The sequence below is a fragment of the Ruegeria sp. HKCCA4812 genome (assembly GCF_013034245.1).
Taxonomy (GTDB): Bacteria; Pseudomonadota; Alphaproteobacteria; order Rhodobacterales; family Rhodobacteraceae; genus Ruegeria.
This window is the reverse complement of sequence record NZ_WQFQ01000002.1, coordinates 409135-430337: the sequence shown is the minus strand read 5'-3', so window position 1 is coordinate 430337 and position 21203 is coordinate 409135. Positions and strand designations below refer to the sequence as shown.

Sequence of the window (21203 nt, the reverse complement as noted above, 5' to 3'; positions counted from 1 at the left end):
GCGTTCTTGCTCATCAGCCTTTCACCGCCCCGGCTGTCAGACCGCTGACAATCTGGCGCTGGAAAATCAGCACAAGGAAAATCAGAGGCGCGGTGATCGACACGGCAGCGGCAACCGCAACGACCTGATCGGTTGTCGTCGTCTCGCGATTGAACATGCCGACGATGGCGGGAACCATGGTCTGGTTCTGCGCATCAAGCAGCAGCGCGGTGACCAGAAAATCGTTGTACGCCAGCAAGAAGCTGAACAGTCCTGTGGTGATCACGCCTGGCCACATCACCGGCATGATGACACGGCGGAAGGCCTGAAAGTGGCTGCACCCATCCACGCGGGCGGCCTCATCCAGCTCGGCCGGGATGTTCTGGAAGAACGAACGCAGCATCCAGATTGTGAAGGGCTGGTTGATCGCAACCAGAACAGCAATTACCGCAAAAGGCTTGCCGTACAAGGTTGGTGCGTTCTCACCCAAGATCGGGCTGAGCCATTCGGCCGAGTTGATGAACACCGGCAGATAGCCTGCTACCAGAACCGAATGGGGCAATGCCCGGAACACCAGTGCGACGATCAGGATCCAGAAGGCCAACGTTGATCCTGACCGCGCTAGACCGTAGCCCGCCAATGTGCCCACGGTCAGCGACACTGTCACCACGCCCGTCGTTACGATCAGCGAGTTCTTGAAGTTGTTTGAAAAACCCCGATCGATCCAGACGGTTTTGTAATGCTCGGTCGTCAGACCAAGCACATCCCGTCCCAGTGGGCCAAACAGCGGGTTCAACACGTTCAGGATTGCAGGCAGGACCACGAAGAACACCAGCAGGAAACCCACCAGCAAGGACAGCACACCGATCAGCCAGCCGAACCATTCCTGACCGGGCTTGGTGTAGGACTTTATCATCGAAGGCAGTGTTTTGGTGGCAGCGAAGATCGTGCCCCAGATAACCGCGATACCCAGAATGATATCCAGCAGCGACAAGCCCTTTCCGACGCTCAGCGTGGCCGGCCCGAAGATCACGTTCAGCGCGTTGCTGTCGAACGCATCGACGGGTGACTTGAAGCTCATGACCACGATCCAGAAGATCGGAAAGGCCGCGATCAGGCACCAGAGCGCAAGGAAGATGTTCGAGGTCAACCGCAGGCTTAAGGGCTGGCGAAGCGCACGCGAGGACATGTCAGTGACCTCCTTTATGGTCGCGCCATGTACGGCGCAGCGGAAGGATAAGCAGGATGACGACACCGATCATGGTCAGCATCGAGTTGGCGGACGCCCGGCTGATCGACCGGTTGCCGGCCTGATCCGGCGTCAGGTAGTCGAAGGTCAGCCACTGTAGCGAGATGACGTAGCCCTGGCTCGAAAAACCGACGATCTCTTCGAACACGCGGTAGCTGTCCATCAGGTGGATCATCGACACGAAAATGATCAGTGGCATCAGGTGTGGAATGACGATGTATTTCAGGCGCTGCCAACGGGTCGCACCGTCAATCACGGCACTTTCAAGACTGTCCTGATTGACCGTTTGCAGCCCGGCGTAGAAGACGATCGCTGCAAAGGGTGCCACGTGCCAGACGCGGTAGAGCATCATCAGTACTTCGATGGTCCAGGCTTGGGCGAAAAGGGCGATGTCCCGGTTCAGCCACCATTCCATCATTGCGGTTAGGATGCCGTCGCCCCGGAAAAGCCAGTTGATCGACAGCACGCCGATCACGGGTGTGATGATGAAGGGCAGCAAGGACACAAAGATCACCGGCCCACGGATGGACCGCGCCGCGTTGTTGATCAGTATTGCGATCCCAAGCCCGCACCCGACCACCAGTGGCAGAGTGATCAAGGTGAAGGTCAGGGTGAACCGAAGCGCCTTCCAGAAGTTGATCGTAGACAGCACATGCCAACTGCCGTCGCTTATGGCGCGCCATGCGCGTTCAGGCTCCAATACGTTGCGATAGCTTTGCAAGCCGACATATTGGGTTTGGGTAATGACCTCGCCATGTTCGTCGAGCTTTGGCTGCGAAACCATCTCGGTCACGCAGGTCTGCGTCAGGAAACCTGGCGTGCAGGTTTCCTTTTCGACCGTCTCATAGATCGGCTGAGTAACGTAAAAACTCTGCTTGAACACGCTGACCAGAGGAAACGCGATAAAGAGAAGCATCATAAAGACAGAGGGGCCGACAAATGCGGCAAATGTCCGGAAATTCATGGCTCTGCCTTTCTCATGACTCTCGAGGGGAAGGGGCGGGAGGGCCGTAGCCCTCCCACGGGAGGATCAGTTGCTGATCAGACCTGCTTCTTTCGCGGCAGTGATGTAATCTGCCTCGATATCCGCCAGCGTTGTCTGAGCATCCTTGGCGCCGGTCAGGTAGTCGGCAAGACCGTTGCCCAAGGCGGTGTGCATGATGCCCATCGGGCCAGATGCCGGGTATGCCTTTGCGCCCGCTTCAGCCGAAGCGGCTGCTCCTGCCGCCAAAGCACCCGCTGAATAGGCAGGGCTCAGCCAAACAGCGACGTCGTTGTTTGCGCTGACCATTTCGCCGTCCATGCCCTCAAGCGCGACGCGGAATGCGGCGTCGGCCTCTTCGTCGCTCATGTTCGAAGCGAGAACGATGCCATCCCACCAGATGGTGGTTGCCGGCGCTGCCGAACCCATAGGAGCGGCTGCCATGGTGACTTTGCCGACGACCTGGCTTTCGGCCTCATCATTCATGGCGGCTGCACGGCTGGCCCAAAGGTTCGCCATGGCGATCTTGCCCTGTTGGAACTGTTGCTGCACGTATGTCGAGTCGGAAACCAGATATTCCGGATCCATGTACTCGGTCATGGCTTTCAGTGTTTCCAGCGCAGCGACGCCCTGCTCGTTGTTGATCGTTGGAACGTTGCCGTCGCCAAAGAACGAGCCGCCTTCGCCAAGGTACATGTTGACGAATTCCTGGCCGAGGTTCCAACCGGTCTTGAACGTTCCCCCGATCGGATAGTCCATGACGCCGGCGTCTTTGATCTTGGCAGCTGCGGCCAGGACGTCATCATAGGTTTTTGGTTCTTCGATGCCCAGTTCAGCCAGAACATCATCGCGATACATCAGGTGCTGCGCATTCACCATCATTGCAATGGCCATGGTCTTGCCATCGACCTTGATCAACTGGTTGGGAAGCAGGTCCTGGCCGTATTTTTCGACCAGATCATCCAGCGGACGGATCGTGCCTGCGTTCAGCAACGGCACCAGGGTCGCGTTTGAAACACCGCCGATCTGATAAAGCGCGGGATCCGCAGCAAATGCTTCGGGCTGCTTTTCGCGGAATTCCTGATCCAGCGATGCGCTGAAATTGCCGCATTCTGCCATTGCATCGGTGACCGCCTTCCACGCTTCAAAACCGGCGGACAGCGATTTTAGCGGCACTTCGTTTTCAAAGGCGCAATCTGCCCACGCGCCGGTGGCCGCGATGGACATGGCGCCGGCCATGAGGATCGTCTTGAGTTTCATAGGTTTCTCCCTGTCAGGATCGGTCCGTCGTCGACGTCCGGACCGGTGTTATGCCCTTGCGGGCCGTTTGTGGGGTTAGCCCCCGATCCGCGCACCGCTTCCAGCTTCGAAGAGGTGACAGATATCCGTCGGCACCGAGAACGAGACCGTTTCGCCAATCTCGGCGCGGAATGCTTTGTCTGCTTTCACCGAAACCAGAGCTCCGCCGACCCGAACCGAGATCATGGTCGCGTCGCCCAGCAGTTCCAGCGTATAGATCGGAGCGGTGATCTGACCTTTGCCATCGGCAAGGCTGGCATCTTCGGCCCTGAAACCCAGCGTCATTGGGCCATCCGGCGCATCCACCGCAATTTCGACATGTTCGGCGCGGAAAATTCCGCCCGCAACTTCGCCATCCATCAAATTCATGGCGGGTGAACCGATGAAGCTGGCGACGAACGTATTCGCGGGACGGTCATAAATTTCGGTCGGGCTTCCGACCTGCTGAACCACGCCCTGTTTCATCACGACGACGCGGTCCGCAAGGGTCATGGCCTCGATCTGGTCGTGGGTGACGTAAATGGTGGTTACAGCCAGCTCATGGCTCAGGTTCTTGATCTGGGCCCGAGTGGAAACCCGCAGCTTGGCGTCCAGATTGGACAACGGCTCGTCCATCAGGAACACGTTGGGTTCGCGCACGATGGCACGTGCAAGTGCCACACGCTGTCTCTGACCACCCGACAACTCGGCTGGCTTGCGATGCAGGAAATCGTCCAGTTCAACCATGGCGCTGGCGCGGCGCACCTTTTCGTCGTGTGTTGCCGGGTCGATACCACGCACTTTCAGCGGAAAGCGGATGTTCTCGTAGACGTTCATGTTGGGATACAGAGCGTAGCTCTGGAACACCATCGCCACGTCACGGTCTTTGGGTTCCAGATCATTGACCACGTTGCCGTCGACAAGGATTTCGCCCTCCGTCACGTCTTCGAGGCCGGCGATCATGCGCATTGTGGTTGTCTTGCCGCAGCCTGACGGGCCGAGCAGCACCAGAAACTCACGATCTGCAATCGTGAGGTCGAAATTGTGAACCCCAACGAATGAGCCCCATCGCTTGCCGACGTTCCGCAATTGAATTTCCGCCATGGTGCCCCCTGCAAGGAATCATTTTGCATACGTTTGCAAAACTGTAATTCGCATGTATCAAATCAGGCAAGACTTTTTTGCATACGTATGCAAAAATAACGGAGAAATCCGACTCAACCTGGCTTCGCGCCGCTCGCAAAACTTTGACTACAATGGTAAATACCGTGAACTTTCAGACAGAAAAAAAACTGGTCTCTGCGTTTCACACCGCATTGGAATCCGCCGCAGTGATGGAAACTCCGAAGGTGATGAGCCAATTCTGCGCTTCGGATTCGAGGTGGCGCGGCTTTCATCCGTTCAACGAAATCAACGGCGCCGAACAGGTTGCCCGGCAATTCTGGCAGCCGCTGAAGGGCAGCCTTGCTCATTTACAGAACCGAGTGGATATTCTGTTTGCGGGGCAAAACTCGTTGCGGAAAGAAACCGACGTTTGGGTTGTCGCCATGGGCCATCTGATGGGGCTGTTCGACCGACCGTGGTTGGGTATTCGCCCGACCGGCAAGATGGCGTTCCTGCGATATTGCGCGTTCTACAAGGTGGCCGGCGGAAGAATTGTCGAAACGGCGATGTATTTCGACATCCCGCACCTGATGGTCCAGGCTGGCCAGAACCCGTTTCCCCCGCAGACCGCGGCACATTTGGTGCAGCCCGGACCAAGGACCCATGATGGTTTGCTGCTTGATGAGCAGCCCGCACACGAAGGCGAAAAGACGCTGGCGGTCATCAACGCGATGATCGCGGATCTGGGCCGTTGGGACAGCGGACTGTCGCTGGAAGAAGAATTGGCGCGCACGTGGCGCCAGGACATGATCTGGTGGGGCCCCGAAGGAATAGGCGCGACCTACACGATCGAACGCTATGCCAGGCAACACTCTGGCCCGTTTCGCGCTGCCTTCACGGACCGGTCAAAGACCAATCACGTTTGCCGTCTGGCCGAGGGGCATTACGGTGGCTTCTTTGGATGGCCCAACTTCACTGCCACGCCCACAGGGGGGTTCATGGGGATGCCGGCCACCGGAAAACCCGGTGAATTCAGGGTGATCGATATCTATCGCCGCGTCGAAGACAAGCTGGCCGAAAACTGGATCTTCATCGACTTGCTGCATTTCTGGAAAGGGCAGGGTGTGGATATTCTGGCGCGCACCACCGGGATTGAAGCATCATGAGGATAGATGCGCATCACCACCTGTGGGACCTTTCGGCCGTGCACTACCCCTGGCTTTCAGAGAAAGGTATCGTTCGGTTTTTCGGCGATCCGTCTTCCATCCAGCGGGACTATTTGCTCCCGGAGTTTCGCACGGACGCCGAAGCCATGGGGTTCGGCGCTTCGGTTCACATTCAGGTCGGCGCCGCTGACCCCTGGGCCGAGGCGCAGTGGGTACAATCCGTTGCCGACCAGTTCCCTGACTGGCCGTTGGTGCAGGTGGCATTCTGCGATCTGACCTCGGATGATCTGGATGCACAGCTCGACCGTCTTCAAACCCTGCCTTCGGTGCGCGGCGTTCGTCAGATTATTGGCCGCGCTCCGGGTGAAGACGCCTCAACTGGTACGAATGCGTTGCTTGAAGACCCAAAGTTCTTGACTGGTCTGAAGCAACTGGGCGCGCGTGGTCTTTCCTTTGATCTTCAACTGCTGCCAGAGCTGATGGGTCAAACCGCGAAAATCCTTGCACAGGCCCCGGAGACCCGGATCGCTCTTTGCCACGCAGGTTCGCCATACGACCGGACCCCGCAAGGGTTGCGACGGTGGGCAGATGAATTGACAGCCTTGTCAAACCTGCCACATGTCGTTTGCAAACTCTCCGGCCTGGGAATGTTCGACCACAACTGGCATGCTGAAAGCGTCTCGCCGATCGTTTCAACCTGCCTGTCGCAATTTGGCGCCGATCGCTGCATGTTCGGATCGAATTTCCCGGTCGACAGCCTTACCTCGACCTACAAGGAAACCGTTTCTCGGCATGAGACGCTGATCCCGGGGGCGATGCTGGACGACGTCTTTCGCGGCACGTCAGAACGTTTCTATCGCATTGAATAGCGACGGAATCGACAAACCGGGCTCCCTGCACCGGTTTTCTGAAACGGCTTGGCAACCTCGGCGCGCCGGCTCTGAGGCTGACCGGCGGCCCGCAGGTTCATGTCACCTGTTTCCTTTGATCATCCATTCCCATCGAACACAGAAACGGGCTGTTTCTTTGGCGAGACTGAAATGTCGACTTGTCCGAAAGTCCGGACCAATTGGTCAGGATCAGGCTTTGCGCGACGGCACCGCCCAGCGTGGTGCCGGGACCCGTAACAATGAAAAGATCCGGTGCGAACTCATGCGCGGCCTGTGCAATGGCATGCGTGAAATCATATGTTTCGGTCACTTGATGGCCCAGGGTGTAATCCCAAAGTGCATTCGGGTCGCAAGCTCCGGGCCACCAAATCCGGCCACGCCCGTCGATCAGGGGCAGGTCCGGTTGTCGGAACAGGTCAGCGCTCAGTCGCGTGCGGCCCTGCGCCGAGACCGGAGCCTGAAGATGCGAATGGAACCCGGCATGGTTGGCCAAGCGCATGGGAAAACGTTCCTGAACCACCGGTACGGCCTTTTCGAACGCGGCCAAACCGGCGTCGTCACCTGCAAGCACCAACATGCCGCCCAGATCAATCGACAGGGTCAGCGTTGCATCGGTTCGGTCAATGTCATCCACCAAGGCAAGCAGCTCTGCCTTGCGGGCCTGGTCAGGATGCCAGTCGGAATCCACGAAAGGATAGATAAATTGTCCACCGATCATGTTTTCCTGCATCAGAGTGCCCATGGTGTTGACCACCTCGAACCCTCCTTCGGCGGACAGCGCACCGCCGCAGGCCAGTGTCGAATACCAGCCCATCGAATTTCCCGTCACCGCAACCACTTCGATTTTGTCAGGATTGATGGCGCGGAAATCGCCCAAAGTCGCGGCATAGATCAAAGCAGATGCATTGTCGCCGCGGGTATGCTTGGCAATGGAATATCGGGCCGCACCGTCCAGTTCGCTGAGCGTGTCTTGCCCCTGCGCGCGCCGCATGTCATCAAAGCGTCGCAACAGGGCCTTGTCGCTGAATTGCCGGCCCAAGACACCCAGTTCGGGTCTGTTGTAAGTACCGCGGCCAGGGCAGATGACGACGGCAGTCTGTTTGGCGGAACTCATGTGCCGGCCTCCATCAAGGATCGCGCGGCGGCTTCGATACTGTCCTTCGATGGCATGGTCGCAGCATAGGCCGGGCCTGTTGCGATAATGCTGTCTTCTGCGGTGATGCGGGCCAGCGGCACATCGCTTGTTTCATGAAAATGCGCCATCAGAGCTTCGGCCACGCCGCCATGGTGGCGGGTTTCGTCGACGATCAGGATGCGTTCGGCCCCGCTCACGGCCTGTGTCAGTGCCGCTTTGGGCAAAGGGGACAACCAGCGCATATCGATGATCCGTGTCTTGATCCCGTCGGCCTGCAAGGCCGTGCGCGCCTGATGGCTGAGATAGACGCCGTTTCCAAAGGTGACGATGGCCAGATCGTTGCCTTCACCGTCCACGCCCACCTCGCCGAAGCCGATCTTTTCAGAAGGGTCGGGATAGGTTTGCATCCAGCCGCCATCTCCGGCCTCGTGCAGGTCCCGCATCGGGTAGAGGGCGATGGGTTCGAGGAAAACGACCAGCCGCTGTTCTTCACGCGCCAGGCGCACGCATTCACGCAGCATCCGCGCGGCGTCGGCACCGTTCGACGGGCAGGCCAGGATCAGGCCCGGGATGTCGCGCAATACAGCGACCGAGTTGTCATTGTGGAAATGTCCGCCAAACCCTTTTTGATACCCCAGTCCGGCAATGCGCACGACCATCGGGTTGGTGTATTGACCATTCGAGAAAAAGGGCAGGGTGGCGGCCTCACCTCGCAGCTGATCCTCGGCATTGTGAAGATAGGCCAGAAACTGGATTTCCGGCATTGGCGTGAACCCGTTCTGGGCCATGCCGATCGCCAGGCCCAGGATCGACTGTTCGTCCAGCAACGTGTCGATCATCCGGTCAGGGCCAAACCGTGTTTGCAGTTTTTGGGTCACGCCGTAAACGCCGCCCTTGCGCCCGACATCTTCGCCCATCATGACGATCTCGCCGTGTTCCAGCATCAGATCGGTCAGTGCCCAGTTGATCAATCGCGACATAATCTGCGGTTCGGAATGGGCCTTGAGATCGCCGCCGAACACCTCGGCCCGACGCTCGGGTGTTGGGCCATTGGTCGGTGCGCAGGGGCGTGCCGGCGGGATCAGGCTGGCCATCACCTCTGTTGCGTTTTGCAGGCGAGGGCGTGTGATGGCCTGATCGGCCACGCGGGCGACCCGGGCGCAGGTATCATTGTAGACGCTCAGCGCCTGTTCCGGGCTCATCGCGCCGCACTGATCCAGCAGGCGCACGGAATGCAGCAGCGGGTCGTTGGCCTCTTCGGCCTCAACCTCGGCCTTTGGCATATAGGTGGTTGGCATATCGGCCCCGGCGTGACCGTACAGGCGAACAGTCCGAACATGCAGGAAGGCAGGTTTCCTGCGGCTGCGCACATAGTCGGCCGCCTGTTGCGCAACGCGATAGGTGTCGAACAGATCCAACCCGTCGCACGAGAAATACTTCAGGCCCGGACGGTTGGCGAAAGTGGCCGCGATCCAGCCTTTCGGCGTTTTGGTCGAGATACCGATCCCGTTGTCTTCGCAGCAGAACAGAAGGGGCAGAGGCACAGATTGAAAGGACGTCCACTGCGCCGTGTTGAACGCGCCCTGTGCGGTGGAGTGGTTGGCCGAGGCATCCCCGAACGAGCAATAGACGATGGCATCCTCGGGCATGTCTGCATGTTCAGGGCGATGACGCCGTGCAGCAGCGACGGCATATGCCGCGCCGACCGCCTTCGGCAGATGGCTGGCGATGGTCGAGGTCTGCGGCGGAATGCACAGCGCTTTCGATCCCAGAACCTTGTGACGCCCGCCACTGATCGGATCCTCGGAAGACGAGGCAAAGGACAGCAGAATATCCCATGTCGGGCTTTGGCCCGGCACCTGATCCGCGCGGGCAATCTGAAAGGCCGCATCGCGGTAGTGCAGAAAGGCCGGATCGGTTGGGCGCAGGGCCGCGGCAACGGCCGCCATGCCCTCATGTCCGGACGACCCGATCGTATAGAACCCCTGACCGGCCTTCTGCATCGCGCGGCTTTGCCGGTCCAGCGCCCGGCTCAGGCATTGCGCCCTGTAAAGCGCGACGGCTTCATGACCGCTCAGCGGTCCGGCCGGTGCGGACCCTTCGGGAAAGTCCCGCGCCGCAACACGGCGCAGGAAATTGTCATGCACGATTGCGGCGCGATCCATGTCAGATGTCCTTAGGCGAAGGCTTGCAGACCTGTCTGCGCACGGCCCAGGATCAGGGCGTGCACATCATGGGTGCCTTCATAGGTGTTGACGGTTTCAAGGTTCACCATGTGACGGATCACGTGAAAGTCCTGACTGATCCCGTTGCCACCATGCATGTCGCGGGCATGACGGGCGATCTCAAGCGCCTTGCCGCAATTGTTCCGTTTGATCAGGCTGACCATCTCGGGCGCGGCGCGGGCCTCGTCCATCAGGCGACCCACGCGCAGCGCGGCTTGCAGGCCCAGCGTGATCTCGGTCTGCATGTTGGCAAGCTTCAGCTGGAACAGTTGAGTCTGCGCCAGCGGACGGCCGAACTGTTTGCGGTCCAGCCCGTATTGCCGGGCCGCGTGCCAGCACGCCTCGGCGGCCCCCATCGACCCCCAGGCAATGCCGTACCTCGCACGGTTCAGACAGCCGAACGGGCCCTTAAGACCTTCGACATTGGGCAGCAGAGCGTCTTCGCCGACCTCGACATTGTTCATCACGATCTCACCGGTGATCGAGGCGCGCAGAGACAGCTTGCCTTCGATCTTGGGGGCCGACAATCCCGCCGTTCCCTTATCCAGAACAAAGCCCTTGATCTTGCCGCCATGCGCCTCGGACTTGGCCCAAACGACGAACACATCGGCGATCGGGGCGTTCGAGATCCACATTTTGGACCCGTTCAGCACATAGCCGCCCTCGGTTTTCCTTGCGACGGTCTTCATCGAACCGGGGTCGGAACCGGCATCGGGTTCCGTCAGCCCGAAGCAGCCGATAAATTCGCCGGTTGCCAGTTTGGGCAGGTACTTCTGGCGCTGCTCTTCGGTGCCGTATGCGTAAATCGGATACATCACCAGACTGGACTGCACCGACATCATCGAGCGATAGCCGCTGTCCACACGCTCGACCTCGCGCGCGACCAGGCCATAGGTCACATAGCTGGACCCAATGCCGCCATATTCCTCGGGGATGGTTGTCCCCAGCAAACCCATCTCACCCATCTCGCGAAAGATGGCCGGGTCGGTTTCTTCATTGGCAAACGCGGCAGTTACCCGAGGCAGCAGCTTGTCCTGCGCGTAGGCATGTGCAGCGTCACGAACCATGCGTTCGTCTTCGGCCAACTGGTCTTCCATCAGGAACGGGTCGTCCCAGGTGAAGGGACCGAGATGCGGGGCGGATTGAGGTTTCATGCAAGTTTCCTTTCCACAGCGGTTTTCAGACGCGCAAGGCCCGCTGCAATTGTATCTTCAGCATATGCGAACGACAGGCGAAGATGGCCCGGCATCCCAAAGGCGCGGCCGGGCACCAGGGCAACGCCGGCATCTTCCAGCAACCACGTGCAGAATTCCGCGTCGCTGTCAAATGGTCCGCCTTGTTCCTTCAGCAGGCCAACGCAGGACGGAAAGGCGTAAAACGCTCCGTCCGGGGTGGAACAGCGCAGCCCGGGTACTGCGTTCAACCCGTCGACGACCAGATCGCGGCGCGCGGCAAAGAGGGCGCGACGCTCCTCCAGCAACTCGGGGTCGCAAGTGATCGCGGCCAGCGACGCCCATTGCGAGATCGAGCATGCCCCCGATGTGACCTGACCCTGAACAGCGACCATGGCGCTTATCAGATCGGACGGTCCGATCCCCCAGCCGATGCGCCATCCGGTCATCGACCACGCCTTGGCTACACCGTTGACGATCAACATGCGATGGGTCAGCGCCGGGGCGGCCTCGGCCGCGGACGTGAAAGGTGCAAAGCTGAGATGGCGATAAATCTCATCGGCCAGAACCCAGACCTGCGCGTGGCGCTCCAGCACTTCTGCCAGCCCCGCAAGTTCTTCCTTCGAGTAAATCGCGCCCGACGGGTTCGAGGGTGAGTTCAGCATCAGCCAGCGCGTGCGCGGTGTGATGGCGGCCTGCAATTGTTCAGGCAGAAGTTTGAAGCCCTGCTCCATAGGGCAGGGCAGAACAACCGGCACCCCACCTGCCATCCGGACAATATCGGAATAGCTGGTCCAATAGGGGGCGGGCATGATGACCTCGTCGCCGGGGTTCAGGCTGGCCAGCATCGCATTTGCGATCACCTGTTTCGCGCCTGTTGAAACGATGACCTGAGCCATCTCGGCCCCCGCTTGTCGGGCGATTTCCGTGCGCAGCGCAGGCACACCCGCAGTGGGCGGGTACTTGGTTTTGCCCTCCAGTGCCGCTGAATGCGCAGCTTCGACCACATGGGGCGGCGTCGGCAGGTCCGGTTCGCCGGTAGACAGCGCAAGAATATCAACCCCTTGGGCGCGCAGGCGGGCGGCGGTCTCTGAGATCTGGACGATTTCCGACAATTCGATACCGTTCAACCGGTCAGCGCGCTGGAACACCATGAACCTTCCTCTGCAAACAGGTTCGGTTCTAGCCAGAAAGTCACTTGAGAAAAATACGCCAATAAGTACCCTTTCAGTGACTAAAACTCATGAATGTCATGCCCCGGATCAATTCACTTCCATCTCTTGCGCTCATGCGCAGTTTCGAAGCCGCCGCGCGCCATGAAAGCTATACCATGGCGGCCGAGGAGCTTGGCGTGACCCAAAGCGCGATCAGCCGTCAGGTCCGAGAGCTTGAGGCCGCGATTGGCGTTACGCTGTTTCGGCGGGTCGGACGCGCAGTGCGCCTTTCCAAGGCGGGGCGGGCCTTGCGGGACGAGCTGGCAGGTGATCTTGAGCGTCTCAGTGGTACGATCAACCGTGCAATTGCAGCCGGAGACGGTGCGTCGCTGTTGACCCTGGCCGTCCTGCCCACTTTTGCGACACGGTGGCTGGTGCCGCGCCTTCCGGATTTCAAAACGCGCCATCCCGGGATCGAACTGGATCTGCATTCCTACACGACTCCTTTCAGCCTTGAAGAACAACGCATGGATCTGGCCATCCATTTCGGGCAGGAGGATTGGCCGGGTGCGCAACTGCGCAGGTTGTTCCCCGAGCATCTGGTGGTCACGGCAGCACCCGCGCTGCTGAGACGTCACAGGCTGGACACCCGCGCGCAAACCTTTGATCTGCCGCTTTTGCATCTGACCTCGCGCCCCGAGCTGTGGTCCACCTATCACTCTCAGCTCGGGCTGGATCCGGGAGCGGTTTTTCCGGGGATGCGGTTTGATCAGTTCTCGATGCTGATCGAGGCCGCCGTCGTCGGTTTGGGTGCCGCCATTCTGCCCTCGTACTTGATTGAAGAAGAGCTGGCGTGCGGCGTTCTGACCGAAATCGGCCAGATCGCCAACACGTCGAACAGCGCCTATTACATCGCGACGCCAACAGGTCAGAAGAACGACGCCGTTCAAGTTTTTGCAAACTGGATCAGCAAGCAGACGCGGGCACGCGGGTAACTGGTCAAATACAGAAGATCGAACTCATTGCCCGCAGGCACATCTCAGGCGAAAATCTGTTTGAGCCAGGTTTCAAACATCTGTTTGGTAGCAGAGTTCGCGTTCGATCTCAGGCCATCGACAAGGAAATGGCTCTGTTCGATTGGAATGGCGTCCCCGACAATCGCGATGGCCCTTCCGGCATTGATTGCGGTTCTGGCAAAGCGCTCAAGGATTACCGCGTAACCTCCACCTTCCGCCACGATGTCCACGGCGGCAATTGTCGTGTCCACGGTGAAGCAAGACGCCGCAGGAGAATATTCTGTGCCGAAAGCGGAAAAATACCGGTGCCACATGTCCTGAAATCCCAAAATCTGTATCTGGGGTTTGACCAGCAGTTCTTCCGTCGAAGGCCATTTCCGATCTCGTGATCCGGCTGCAACCGGTACGATACGTTCGTCCGAGATCTTGCTGAACGGCCCGTCGTTCCATTCCCCGTTCCCCAAACGCAGCTCGACATCGACGTTTTCCCTGCCCGCGGATTCTGCCCAGATATTTGAAACCAACCTGATCGATACACCCGGGTGTGCGCGTGAAAACTCGGGCAATCTGCCGGCAAGGAACAAGCTGGCCGTGGAAATCGGCACACGCACGACCAGCTCGTGCTTGTGACTGGAGCCAAACAGGCTTGCGGTCGACAGGTCGATATCGCCCAAGGCGCGCCGAACTGAAAACGCATACGCCTGCCCGACCTCTGTCAGGTTGAGGTTGCGCGCGGCACGAAAGAACAAAGGGCAGCCCAGCTGTGCTTCCAATGAGCGGACGTGCAGGCTCAGGGCCGTCTGTGTGATGCCAAGTTCTTCTGCTGCAGCAGTAAAGCTCATATGCCGTGCGGCACAGTCAAAAGACCGCAGCCAGACCAGATTGGGCGATTTTGACATTTCCAGCACCAAAAAATTTTATGGATACCGGCGATATTTATTCGTTTTACACGCTGCATTCAACGCCCGTAGATTTCATCAGGGAAAAACAGCGCTGGTCCTCTGATTGGTCACCGGAAAGGGAACGCAGGTATGAAAGTTGGATTTATCGGCCTTGGAAATGTCGGCGGGAAACTCAGCGGCAGTTTGATGCGCAATGGCGTTGATCTGACCGTACATGATCTGAACTCTGACCTGGTGTCAGGTTTCGTCGACCGCGGGGCAAAGGCTGCCGAGAATCCGGCACAACTGATGCGGGATTGTGATGCGGTGATCACCTGCCTGCCCTCTCCGGCGGCTTCGGACGCTGTGATGGAGGACATGCTGCCCGAAGTGACCGAGGGCAAAATCTGGATGGAGATGTCCACCACGGATGAAGCAGAGGTCAAGCGTCTGGGTGCGATGGTGAAGGAACGCGGTGGCGCTGCCGTCGATTGTCCGGTCTCGGGCGGGTGTCATCGAGCGGATACCGGCAACATTTCGATTTTTGCCGGATGTGATCGCGCCACGTTCGAACGTATTCTGCCCTTTCTGACCACGATGGGGCGTCGAATCCTTCATACCGGTGAGCTGGGATCTGCTTCGGTGCTGAAGGTGCTGACCAACTATCTGGCCACTGCAAACCTGATCACCTGTTCAGAGGCGCTTGTCGTCGCCAAGGCCGCCGGAATGGATTTGAATACGGCGTATGAGGCAATGAAGATCAGTTCGGGAACATCCTTCGTGCATGAAACCGAAAGTCAGGTCATCCTCAACGGATCTCGCGATATCTCGTTCACGATGGACCTGGTGTTGAAGGATATCGGCCTGTTTCAGGAGGTGGCGGATCGCGTCGGGGTGCCGCTGGAGGTCAATCCGCTGATGATCGAGATTTTCAAGGACGGGATCGAGAAATACGGTCCTCGTGAGTTTTCCCCCAACATCATCCGCCGGCTCGAAGACAAAACCGGGCTGGATATCCGCGCGCCGGGGTTCCCATCGGAAATGCTGGACGAGGAACCCGAAGAGCCCGGTTACGAAGTGATCCCGCAAGGATCTGACCTGAAGGCCGCCGAGTAGGGCGGTGCGCGGCGGGCAGGAAACGGATCTACAGCATGGCGGATCATCATTCTTGCGCCGTTGCATTCGCTGACATGGGGGGATCCTGCATCACGCCTGAAGCAAATCGGCTGAAACGTCTGGCCGTTTTTCGTGCCGCCGTTGCTGTGGGGAACGGTTCGCTTTCCGCTGCCGGTGTCCGCAAGAAACCGGATGGGCGGGGCAGGTTGCACAAGGCGCTCGATAACCACCGCCCGTTCCACGAATAGGTCGCATCATGTATCGCCGGCCATCACGCAAATATCCTTACGAGCCGCCTCCGGCTTGGTCCTGAAAAAGGCGACTTTATTCAGGAAAGGACAATCACGTGACGACCCAAGACGCGAACCCTCAGGACATCACCAAAGCAAGCCCCGAGCCCGGCCCCATGAGCCGCGAATGGCATTGGCACCCGGACTTGCCGGTGAAATACGCCCCGTACTGGAACTGGCCACCGAAAATCGACGTCCTGGCGAAATGGGATTGGCAGAACTGGCTTCAGTTCTCGGACCGCTCGATCTTTCTGGCCTTGGCCTTCCTTGTGGCCTTCTGGGTACAACCCGTCGATGCCGGGCAGGCCTCGTTTGCCCCGGGCTGGATGTCATGGGTATTCATTCGGAACTGGGTGCTGCTGTTGATCGTCGCCGGTGGTCTGCACATGTGGTTCTACGGCGTTGACGGGCAGGGAAAGCTGCTGAAATACGACCCACGGCCTTACATGAAGCGCAAGAACGCTTTGTACAAGTTCGGCTATCAGACCTGGGACAACATCTACCATTCGATGGTCTTTGGCGCGACATTCCTGTCGATGCTGGAGTGCTTTCTGCGCTGGATGTACGCCAACGACTATATCGCCACGCTCAGCTTCGCGGCGCATCCGGTCTGGTTCGTGCTGCTGTTTCCGATTCTGGCGATCTGGCAGAGCTTTCATTTCTACGTAGTGCATCTGTTTCTGCACCAGCCGTTCATCTACAGACATGTTCACGCCGTGCATCATCGCAACGTCAACACCGGCCCATGGTCGGGCATGTCGATGCATCCGGTCGAGGCTTTGGGGTACCTCAGTGCCATCCTGATCGTGCTGGTACTGCCCAGCAACCCGGTGCACATGATCTTTCTGGGGTATTGGCTGATGTTGGGCGCCGCCTCGTCTCATTCCGGGTACGAGGCCATCTGGGCGCGCGACCGTCAGGCGTTGTTGATCGGGGCGTTTTTCCACCAATTGCATCACCGGTATTACGAATGCAATTACGGCAACGCGGAAATGCCCTGGGACAAGTGGTTCGGAACCTATCATGATGGCTCGGAAGAGGCCACGAAACGGACTCGCAACCGCAAACGTGACATGCACGCCAAACAGAGCGGCAGGCAACGCGACGCGCGCGCAGATGGCGCTGCCTCGGTCGATCGTTTGTCTTGCCCGACAACGCTTGACTGAACCGACCCCGTTGGCGAAATCCTGACCCTGAACGAAACTGGGCGCGTGGGGCCGGATGGCATTTCCTTCGGGCCCGATTATACTGGGCAAATGAAAGATACCGCTCCAGACTGGTTTGAAACCTGTGTCAGCCGGCTGACCACGACAAGCACCCAGCGGGTGTGGTCTGTTCTGGTCACGATTTTCGGCGATCTGGCGCAGGATGGATCAGATCAGATCAGTGGATCACTCATCACCGCGCTTACGCGTCTGGCGGGGATCAGGGCCGAGGCCACGCGTGTTGCCCTGCATCGGTTGCGCAAGGAAGGCTGGATTGAAAGCACGCGGGTCGGTCGGAACAGTGTGCACAGGCTGACCAGCTTTGGCCGCCGTCAAAGCGTTGCAGCCGCACCGCGTATCTATTCCCGCGACCCGAACATGCCGGATATCTGGCATGTCCTCATCGCCAGCAACTCGGAAAGTTCCCGAAAGGAATTGTCGGACCTGATGCTGACAGGGGATTACTTCTCGCTGAATGCGTCCACGGCCATGGCGCCCGGGCCGATGCCGGATGATCTTGAGGAGCTTCTGGGTTTCGAGAGCGACACGATGTCCGTCCCGAACTGGCTTCGCGACCTGTGCGGGCCGGAGCCGCTGAAAACTGCCTATGATCAGTTCTGGGATGCCATTCAGGTTGTCGAGCGGCTTTTGCCCGCAGAGGGGGCGGGCGATCCAATGCGGTCGGCGGTTCTGCGCGTACTGGTGGTGCATGCCTGGCGACGTATCGTTCTGCGCCACCCAAGCCTGCCACCGGTTTTCCTGCCGGACGACTGGAAAGGCGCCGCATGCAGAGAAGCTGTCTCGCACTTGTTGGACAGGCTGCCGCGCCCCTCGCTATCGAGCTTGGAAGCCGAGCTGATGGACTGACCCACAGCGGGGCAAAGTTCGGGCGAGCTGTTGGATGTCCTGCCATCGCGAAGGGCTGCGTCGTCTTTTTTGCAGTCAAGAAAACCTCTTTGGTCAGCAGTCACATTTAATGTTACAAGATGTGCGACACATGAGAAGATTGAGTAACATAAGACTTGCATCGAATCAGGGGAAGATTTATTAACCGACCAGACGGTAGATATTGTTCCATGGGAACAGGAGTACTCTAAGATGGACGCTTTCATTTGTGACGCGACGCGCACTCCGATCGGACGCTACGGAGGAGCGCTTTCGTCGGTCCGCACAGATGATCTGGCTGCTCTGCCGTTGGCGGCATTGAAGGCGCGCAACCCTCAGGTCGACTGGGCCAGTGTTGACGACGTGATCTATGGCGATGCCAATCAGGCGGGCGAGAGCAACCGAAATGTTGCGCGTATGGCGGCGCTGTTGGCGGGTTTGCCGATTGACGTTCCGGGAACGACGGTGAACCGTCTGTGTGCCAGCGGCATGGATGCCGTGGGGATGGCGGCGCGCGGCATCAAGGCGGGCGACTATGATTTGGCCATTGCGGGTGGCGTGGAAAGCATGTCACGCGCGCCGTTCGTGATGCCCAAGGCAAGTTCGGCGTTCACTCGCAGCAACGCGGTTTACGACACCACGATCGGATGGCGTTTCGTGAACCCGAAGATGAAGCAGGCATACGGCGTCGATTCCATGCCGCAAACGGCCGACAATGTCGCCGAAGATTATGGTATCAGCCGGGAAGACCAGGATGCCTTTGCCGCGCGCAGCCAGTCCCGCTGGGCCGCCGCGCATGCGGCTGGGGTGTTCAAGGATGAAATCACCCCGGTTTCGGTTCCCCAGCGCAAGGGTGATCCGATTGTCGTTGATACGGACGAGCACCCGCGCCCGGGAACTACGGCAGAAAAACTCGCGGGTCTGAAAGGTGTGAACGGGCCCGACAAAACCGTGACGGCGGGAAATGCGTCCGGTGTGAATGATGGCGCGGCGGCAATCCTGATGGCGAATGAGGCCGCAGCAGCCCAGAACGGCCTGACCCCGATGGCCCGTGTGGTTGGCATGTCGGTTGCGGGTGTTGCGCCACGTGTGATGGGCATCGGCCCGGTGCCGGCCAGCCGCAAGGTGTTGGCCCGCGCAGGGCTGAGCGTGGATCAGATGGACGTGATCGAACTGAACGAGGCGTTTGCGTCTCAGGGCCTTGCCACCTTGCGCGAGCTGGGTCTTCCCGACGACGCGCCCCACGTGAACCCCAACGGTGGCGCAATAGCGCTGGGCCATCCCCTTGGCATGAGCGGTGCGCGTCTTGTGCTGACCGCGGCCTATCAATTGAAACGTACCGGCGGGCGCTATGCCCTGTGCACCATGTGTGTGGGTGTCGGGCAGGGTGCGGCCCTTATACTTGAACGCGTGTAACGGAGGAGACGGGACATGTATGCTCAGATGGTAGAATCCGAAGCGTCGAATGAAGATCCGGACAAGCTTGCTGAATTCCAGGCGCGGATCGACGCGGATATCAAGATCGAGCCAAAGGACTGGATGCCTCATGGGTATCGCAAGACGCTGATCCGTCAGATTGGACAGCACGCTCATTCCGAGATTGTGGGCCAATTGCCGGAAGGCAACTGGATCACGCGCGCGCCGACGCTGGAGCGGAAGGCGATCCTTCTCGCCAAGGTGCAGGACGAGGCCGGGCATGGTCTTTACCTGTATTGTGCCGCCGAAACGTTGGGTGTCAGCCGCGATGAACTGACCGAGATGCTGCTGGATGGCCGCATGAAATACTCGTCGATCTTCAATTACCCGACCTTGAACTGGGCCGATATCGGTGCCGTCGGGTGGCTGGTTGACGGGGCGGCGATCATGAACCAGGTGCCGCTGCAAAGAACGTCCTACGGGCCGTATTCCCGCGCGATGATCCGCATCTGCAAGGAAGAAAGCTTTCACCAGCGTCAGGGATACGATGCCATTCGCAAGATGGCCGAAGGCACGCCCGAGCAACGCAAGATGGCGCAGGATGCGATGAACCGCTTCTGGTACCCGTCACTGATGATGTTCGGTCCGTCCGACAAGGACTCGGTGCATTCGGCCCAGTCGATGGCGTGGAAGATCAAGATCAACACCAATGACGAGCTGCGTCAGAAATTCGTCGACCAGACCGTGCCGCAGGCTGAATATCTGGGTCTGACAATCCCCGATCCGGGTCTGAAGTGGAACGAAGAGCGGGGGCATTACGACTTTACCGAACCCGACTGGTCGGAATTCTTTGACGTGATCAAGGGCAACGGCCCCTGCAACGTGGATCGGCTGGCCGCGCGCAACAAGGCATGGGACGACGGCAAGTGGGTCCGTGACGGGCTGTTGGCCCACGCCCGCAAGAAGCAGGCCGGCAATCTGGCTGCTGAATAAGCTTACCCTGAGGAGGATACCCGATGAATACCGAATGGCCCCTGTGGGAAATCTTCATCCGCGGTCAGCATGGGATGAGCCACCGACATGTCGGTTCGCTACATGCCCCTGACGCGGAAATGGCAATCAAGAACGCGCGCGATGTCTACACCCGCCGCAACGAAGGCGTCTCGATCTGGGTGGTCGAAGCCAACAACATCTCGGCGTCGTCGCCCAGCGACAAAGGCCCGCTGTATGAACCGAGCCAAAGCAAAGTGTACCGCCACCCGACCTTCTTCGACATTCCCGATGAAGTGGGGGCAATGTGATGACCCGGGACGAGGCATTTCTGCAATTCCTGCTGCGGATGGGGGACAACACCCTGATCCTCGGCCATCGTGTCAGTGAGTGGTGCGGCCATGCGCCGGTTCTGGAAGAAGACATAGCGCTGGCCAACACCGCGCTGGACCTGATTGGCCAGACCCAGATGTGGCTGGGCCTTGCCGGAGAGGCCGATGGTGGCAAAAGCGCCGACGATCTGGCCTTCCTGCGCGACGCCTGGGATTTCCGCAACGTGTTGCTGGTCGAGGTGCCGAACGGCGATTTCGGCCGTACGCTGATGCGTCAATTCCTGTTCGATGCGTGGCACTCGATCATGCTGGGACGCCTGATGGCATCTTCGGACGAGCGGGTTGCGGCAATCGCCGCCAAGGCCAGCAAGGAAGTGACCTACCATCTGGAACGTTCGGGCGACACGGTTGTCGGGCTTGGTGATGGAACCGAGGAAAGTCATGCCCGGATGCAGGACGCACTGGATTACCTGTGGCCCTATGTGGGCGAGATGTTTGCCAGCGACGAGGTGGACGCCCAGATGGTCGCCGCAGGGATCGCGCCGAACCCGGCGGATTTGCGAGAGGAATACGACGCTCTGGTTGAGCGGGTCCTCAATCAGGCGACGCTGACCATTCCGGAAAGCCGTTTTGCCCATAAAGGTGGCCGCGACGGGCGCATGCATACCGAGCATCTGGGCCATCTGCTGACGCAGATGCAATGGCTGCAACGCGCCTATCCCGGAGCAAAGTGGTAAA

20 protein-coding genes are annotated in these 21203 nt (G+C 59.2%); 11 read left to right on the top strand and 9 right to left on the bottom strand.

All coding sequences use genetic code 11. From position 1 onward, the window contains the following. Positions 1–13 precede the first annotated feature (13 nt). From GOW04_RS09430 to GOW04_RS09415, 4 genes are all read right to left on the bottom strand, one after another. The gene (locus GOW04_RS09430) at positions 14–1168 is read right to left on the bottom strand and encodes a carbohydrate ABC transporter permease (RefSeq protein WP_152460107.1); all 1155 of its coding nucleotides are present in this window, start codon (positions 1166–1168) and stop codon (positions 14–16) included. A 1-nt stretch (position 1169) separates the two neighbouring features. Beyond that, positions 1170–2147, bottom strand: a complete 978-nt coding sequence (locus tag GOW04_RS09425; RefSeq protein WP_254430104.1) for a carbohydrate ABC transporter permease — start codon at positions 2145–2147, stop codon at positions 1170–1172. A 111-nt stretch (positions 2148–2258) separates the two neighbouring features. After that, complete coding sequence (locus tag GOW04_RS09420) at positions 2259–3470, bottom strand: ABC transporter substrate-binding protein (RefSeq protein WP_171232350.1); 1212 nt, start codon at positions 3468–3470, stop codon at positions 2259–2261. Between the two features lie 75 nt (positions 3471–3545). Then, the gene (locus GOW04_RS09415; RefSeq protein ID WP_152460110.1) at positions 3546–4592 is read right to left on the bottom strand and encodes an ABC transporter ATP-binding protein; all 1047 of its coding nucleotides are present in this window, start codon (positions 4590–4592) and stop codon (positions 3546–3548) included. 164 nt (positions 4593–4756) lie between these two features. Here GOW04_RS09415 and GOW04_RS09410 point away from each other — a divergent pair, with 164 nt between their 5' ends. Beyond that, complete coding sequence (locus GOW04_RS09410) at positions 4757–5758, top strand: ester cyclase (protein WP_371814374.1); 1002 nt, start codon at positions 4757–4759, stop codon at positions 5756–5758. Further along, on the top strand, positions 5755–6627 hold the full coding sequence (locus tag GOW04_RS09405; protein WP_171232348.1) for an amidohydrolase: 873 nt from the start codon (positions 5755–5757) through the stop codon (positions 6625–6627). Before GOW04_RS09410 ends, GOW04_RS09405 begins: the two co-directional genes overlap by 4 nt. A 97-nt stretch (positions 6628–6724) precedes the next feature. Here GOW04_RS09405 and GOW04_RS09400 read toward each other — a convergent pair whose 3' ends face one another. The 4 genes from GOW04_RS09400 to GOW04_RS09385 are packed head-to-tail and all read right to left on the bottom strand — an operon-like array spanning position 6725 to position 12334. Continuing rightward, positions 6725–7762, bottom strand: a complete 1038-nt coding sequence (locus GOW04_RS09400) for an ACP S-malonyltransferase (RefSeq protein ID WP_171232347.1) — start codon at positions 7760–7762, stop codon at positions 6725–6727. Next, the gene (locus GOW04_RS09395; protein ID WP_171232346.1) at positions 7759–9948 is read right to left on the bottom strand and encodes a thiamine pyrophosphate-dependent enzyme; all 2190 of its coding nucleotides are present in this window, start codon (positions 9946–9948) and stop codon (positions 7759–7761) included. The genes GOW04_RS09400 and GOW04_RS09395 overlap by 4 nt, the downstream gene beginning before the upstream one ends. Positions 9949–9959: 11 nt before the next feature. Next, complete coding sequence (locus GOW04_RS09390; RefSeq protein ID WP_170346870.1) at positions 9960–11162, bottom strand: acyl-CoA dehydrogenase; 1203 nt, start codon at positions 11160–11162, stop codon at positions 9960–9962. Beyond that, on the bottom strand, positions 11159–12334 hold the full coding sequence (locus GOW04_RS09385; protein WP_171232345.1) for a pyridoxal phosphate-dependent aminotransferase: 1176 nt from the start codon (positions 12332–12334) through the stop codon (positions 11159–11161). Before GOW04_RS09385 ends, GOW04_RS09390 begins: the two co-directional genes overlap by 4 nt. A 134-nt stretch (positions 12335–12468) precedes the next feature. Between GOW04_RS09385 and GOW04_RS09380 the strand changes: the two genes are divergently transcribed. After that, positions 12469–13329 carry a LysR family transcriptional regulator gene (locus GOW04_RS09380; protein ID WP_171232344.1) on the top strand — a complete coding sequence of 287 codons (861 nt, stop codon included), beginning with the start codon at positions 12469–12471 and terminating at the stop codon, positions 13327–13329. A 44-nt stretch (positions 13330–13373) separates the two neighbouring features. On the opposite strand, the gene GOW04_RS09375 is transcribed toward GOW04_RS09380, so the two are convergent. Further along, on the bottom strand, positions 13374–14249 hold the full coding sequence (locus GOW04_RS09375) for a LysR family transcriptional regulator (RefSeq protein WP_171232343.1): 876 nt from the start codon (positions 14247–14249) through the stop codon (positions 13374–13376). Positions 14250–14381: 132 nt separating this feature from the next. Between GOW04_RS09375 and GOW04_RS09370 the strand changes: the two genes are divergently transcribed. The 8 genes from GOW04_RS09370 to paaC all read left to right on the top strand — a co-directional run bounded on the left by GOW04_RS09370 (position 14382) and on the right by paaC (position 21202). After that, entirely contained in the window at positions 14382–15347 is a 966-nt protein-coding gene (locus GOW04_RS09370) for an NAD(P)-dependent oxidoreductase (protein WP_171232342.1), read from the top strand. 35 nt (positions 15348–15382) lie between these two features. Next, positions 15383–15595, top strand: coding sequence for a hypothetical protein (locus tag GOW04_RS09365; RefSeq protein ID WP_152460119.1), 213 nt, complete (start codon positions 15383–15385; stop codon positions 15593–15595). Positions 15596–15693: 98 nt separating this feature from the next. Further along, complete coding sequence (locus tag GOW04_RS22230; RefSeq protein ID WP_171232341.1) at positions 15694–16803, top strand: sterol desaturase family protein; 1110 nt, start codon at positions 15694–15696, stop codon at positions 16801–16803. 90 nt (positions 16804–16893) lie between these two features. Beyond that, positions 16894–17709 (top strand): PaaX family transcriptional regulator C-terminal domain-containing protein, encoded by an 816-nt coding sequence (locus GOW04_RS09355; protein WP_171232340.1) that lies wholly within the window; start codon positions 16894–16896, stop codon positions 17707–17709. A 231-nt stretch (positions 17710–17940) separates the two neighbouring features. Then, positions 17941–19143, top strand: coding sequence for a 3-oxoadipyl-CoA thiolase (pcaF, locus tag GOW04_RS09350; RefSeq protein ID WP_171229247.1), 1203 nt, complete (start codon positions 17941–17943; stop codon positions 19141–19143). Between the two features lie 15 nt (positions 19144–19158). Then, positions 19159–20136 (top strand): 1,2-phenylacetyl-CoA epoxidase subunit PaaA, encoded by a 978-nt coding sequence (gene paaA, locus GOW04_RS09345; protein WP_171232339.1) that lies wholly within the window; start codon positions 19159–19161, stop codon positions 20134–20136. 23 nt (positions 20137–20159) lie between these two features. After that, a complete protein-coding gene (gene paaB / locus GOW04_RS09340; RefSeq protein WP_171118424.1) occupies positions 20160–20444 on the top strand; it encodes a 1,2-phenylacetyl-CoA epoxidase subunit PaaB in 285 nt (94 codons plus the stop codon). Further along, positions 20444–21202 carry a 1,2-phenylacetyl-CoA epoxidase subunit PaaC gene (paaC, locus tag GOW04_RS09335; RefSeq protein ID WP_152460124.1) on the top strand — a complete coding sequence of 253 codons (759 nt, stop codon included), beginning with the start codon at positions 20444–20446 and terminating at the stop codon, positions 21200–21202. The genes paaB and paaC overlap by 1 nt, the downstream gene beginning before the upstream one ends. Position 21203 lies beyond the last annotated feature (1 nt).

Excerpts from the sequence above, each read along its gene's own strand:
- GOW04_RS09430 (WP_152460107.1), bottom strand. The coding sequence starts at position 1,168 with ATGTCCTCGCGTGCGCTTCGCCAGCCCTTAAGCCTGCGGTTGACCTCG.
- GOW04_RS09425 (WP_254430104.1), bottom strand. The coding sequence starts at position 2,147 with ATGATGCTTCTCTTTATCGCGTTTCCTCTGGTCAGCGTGTTCAAGCAG.
- GOW04_RS09420 (WP_171232350.1), bottom strand. The coding sequence starts at position 3,470 with ATGAAACTCAAGACGATCCTCATGGCCGGCGCCATGTCCATCGCGGCC.
- GOW04_RS09415 (WP_152460110.1), bottom strand. The coding sequence starts at position 4,592 with ATGGCGGAAATTCAATTGCGGAACGTCGGCAAGCGATGGGGCTCATTC.
- GOW04_RS09405 (WP_171232348.1), top strand. The coding sequence starts at position 5,755 with ATGAGGATAGATGCGCATCACCACCTGTGGGACCTTTCGGCCGTGCAC.
- GOW04_RS09400 (WP_171232347.1), bottom strand. The coding sequence starts at position 7,762 with ATGAGTTCCGCCAAACAGACTGCCGTCGTCATCTGCCCTGGCCGCGGT.
- GOW04_RS09395 (WP_171232346.1), bottom strand. The coding sequence starts at position 9,948 with ATGGATCGCGCCGCAATCGTGCATGACAATTTCCTGCGCCGTGTTGCG.
- GOW04_RS09390 (WP_170346870.1), bottom strand. The coding sequence starts at position 11,162 with ATGAAACCTCAATCCGCCCCGCATCTCGGTCCCTTCACCTGGGACGAC.
- GOW04_RS09385 (WP_171232345.1), bottom strand. The coding sequence starts at position 12,334 with ATGGTGTTCCAGCGCGCTGACCGGTTGAACGGTATCGAATTGTCGGAA.
- GOW04_RS09380 (WP_171232344.1), top strand. The coding sequence starts at position 12,469 with ATGCGCAGTTTCGAAGCCGCCGCGCGCCATGAAAGCTATACCATGGCG.
- GOW04_RS09375 (WP_171232343.1), bottom strand. The coding sequence starts at position 14,249 with ATGTCAAAATCGCCCAATCTGGTCTGGCTGCGGTCTTTTGACTGTGCC.
- GOW04_RS09370 (WP_171232342.1), top strand. The coding sequence starts at position 14,382 with ATGAAAGTTGGATTTATCGGCCTTGGAAATGTCGGCGGGAAACTCAGC.
- GOW04_RS09365 (WP_152460119.1), top strand. The coding sequence starts at position 15,383 with ATGGCGGATCATCATTCTTGCGCCGTTGCATTCGCTGACATGGGGGGA.
- GOW04_RS09355 (WP_171232340.1), top strand. The coding sequence starts at position 16,894 with ATGAAAGATACCGCTCCAGACTGGTTTGAAACCTGTGTCAGCCGGCTG.
- pcaF (WP_171229247.1), top strand. The coding sequence starts at position 17,941 with ATGGACGCTTTCATTTGTGACGCGACGCGCACTCCGATCGGACGCTAC.
- paaA (WP_171232339.1), top strand. The coding sequence starts at position 19,159 with ATGTATGCTCAGATGGTAGAATCCGAAGCGTCGAATGAAGATCCGGAC.
- paaB (WP_171118424.1), top strand. The coding sequence starts at position 20,160 with ATGAATACCGAATGGCCCCTGTGGGAAATCTTCATCCGCGGTCAGCAT.
- paaC (WP_152460124.1), top strand. The coding sequence starts at position 20,444 with ATGACCCGGGACGAGGCATTTCTGCAATTCCTGCTGCGGATGGGGGAC.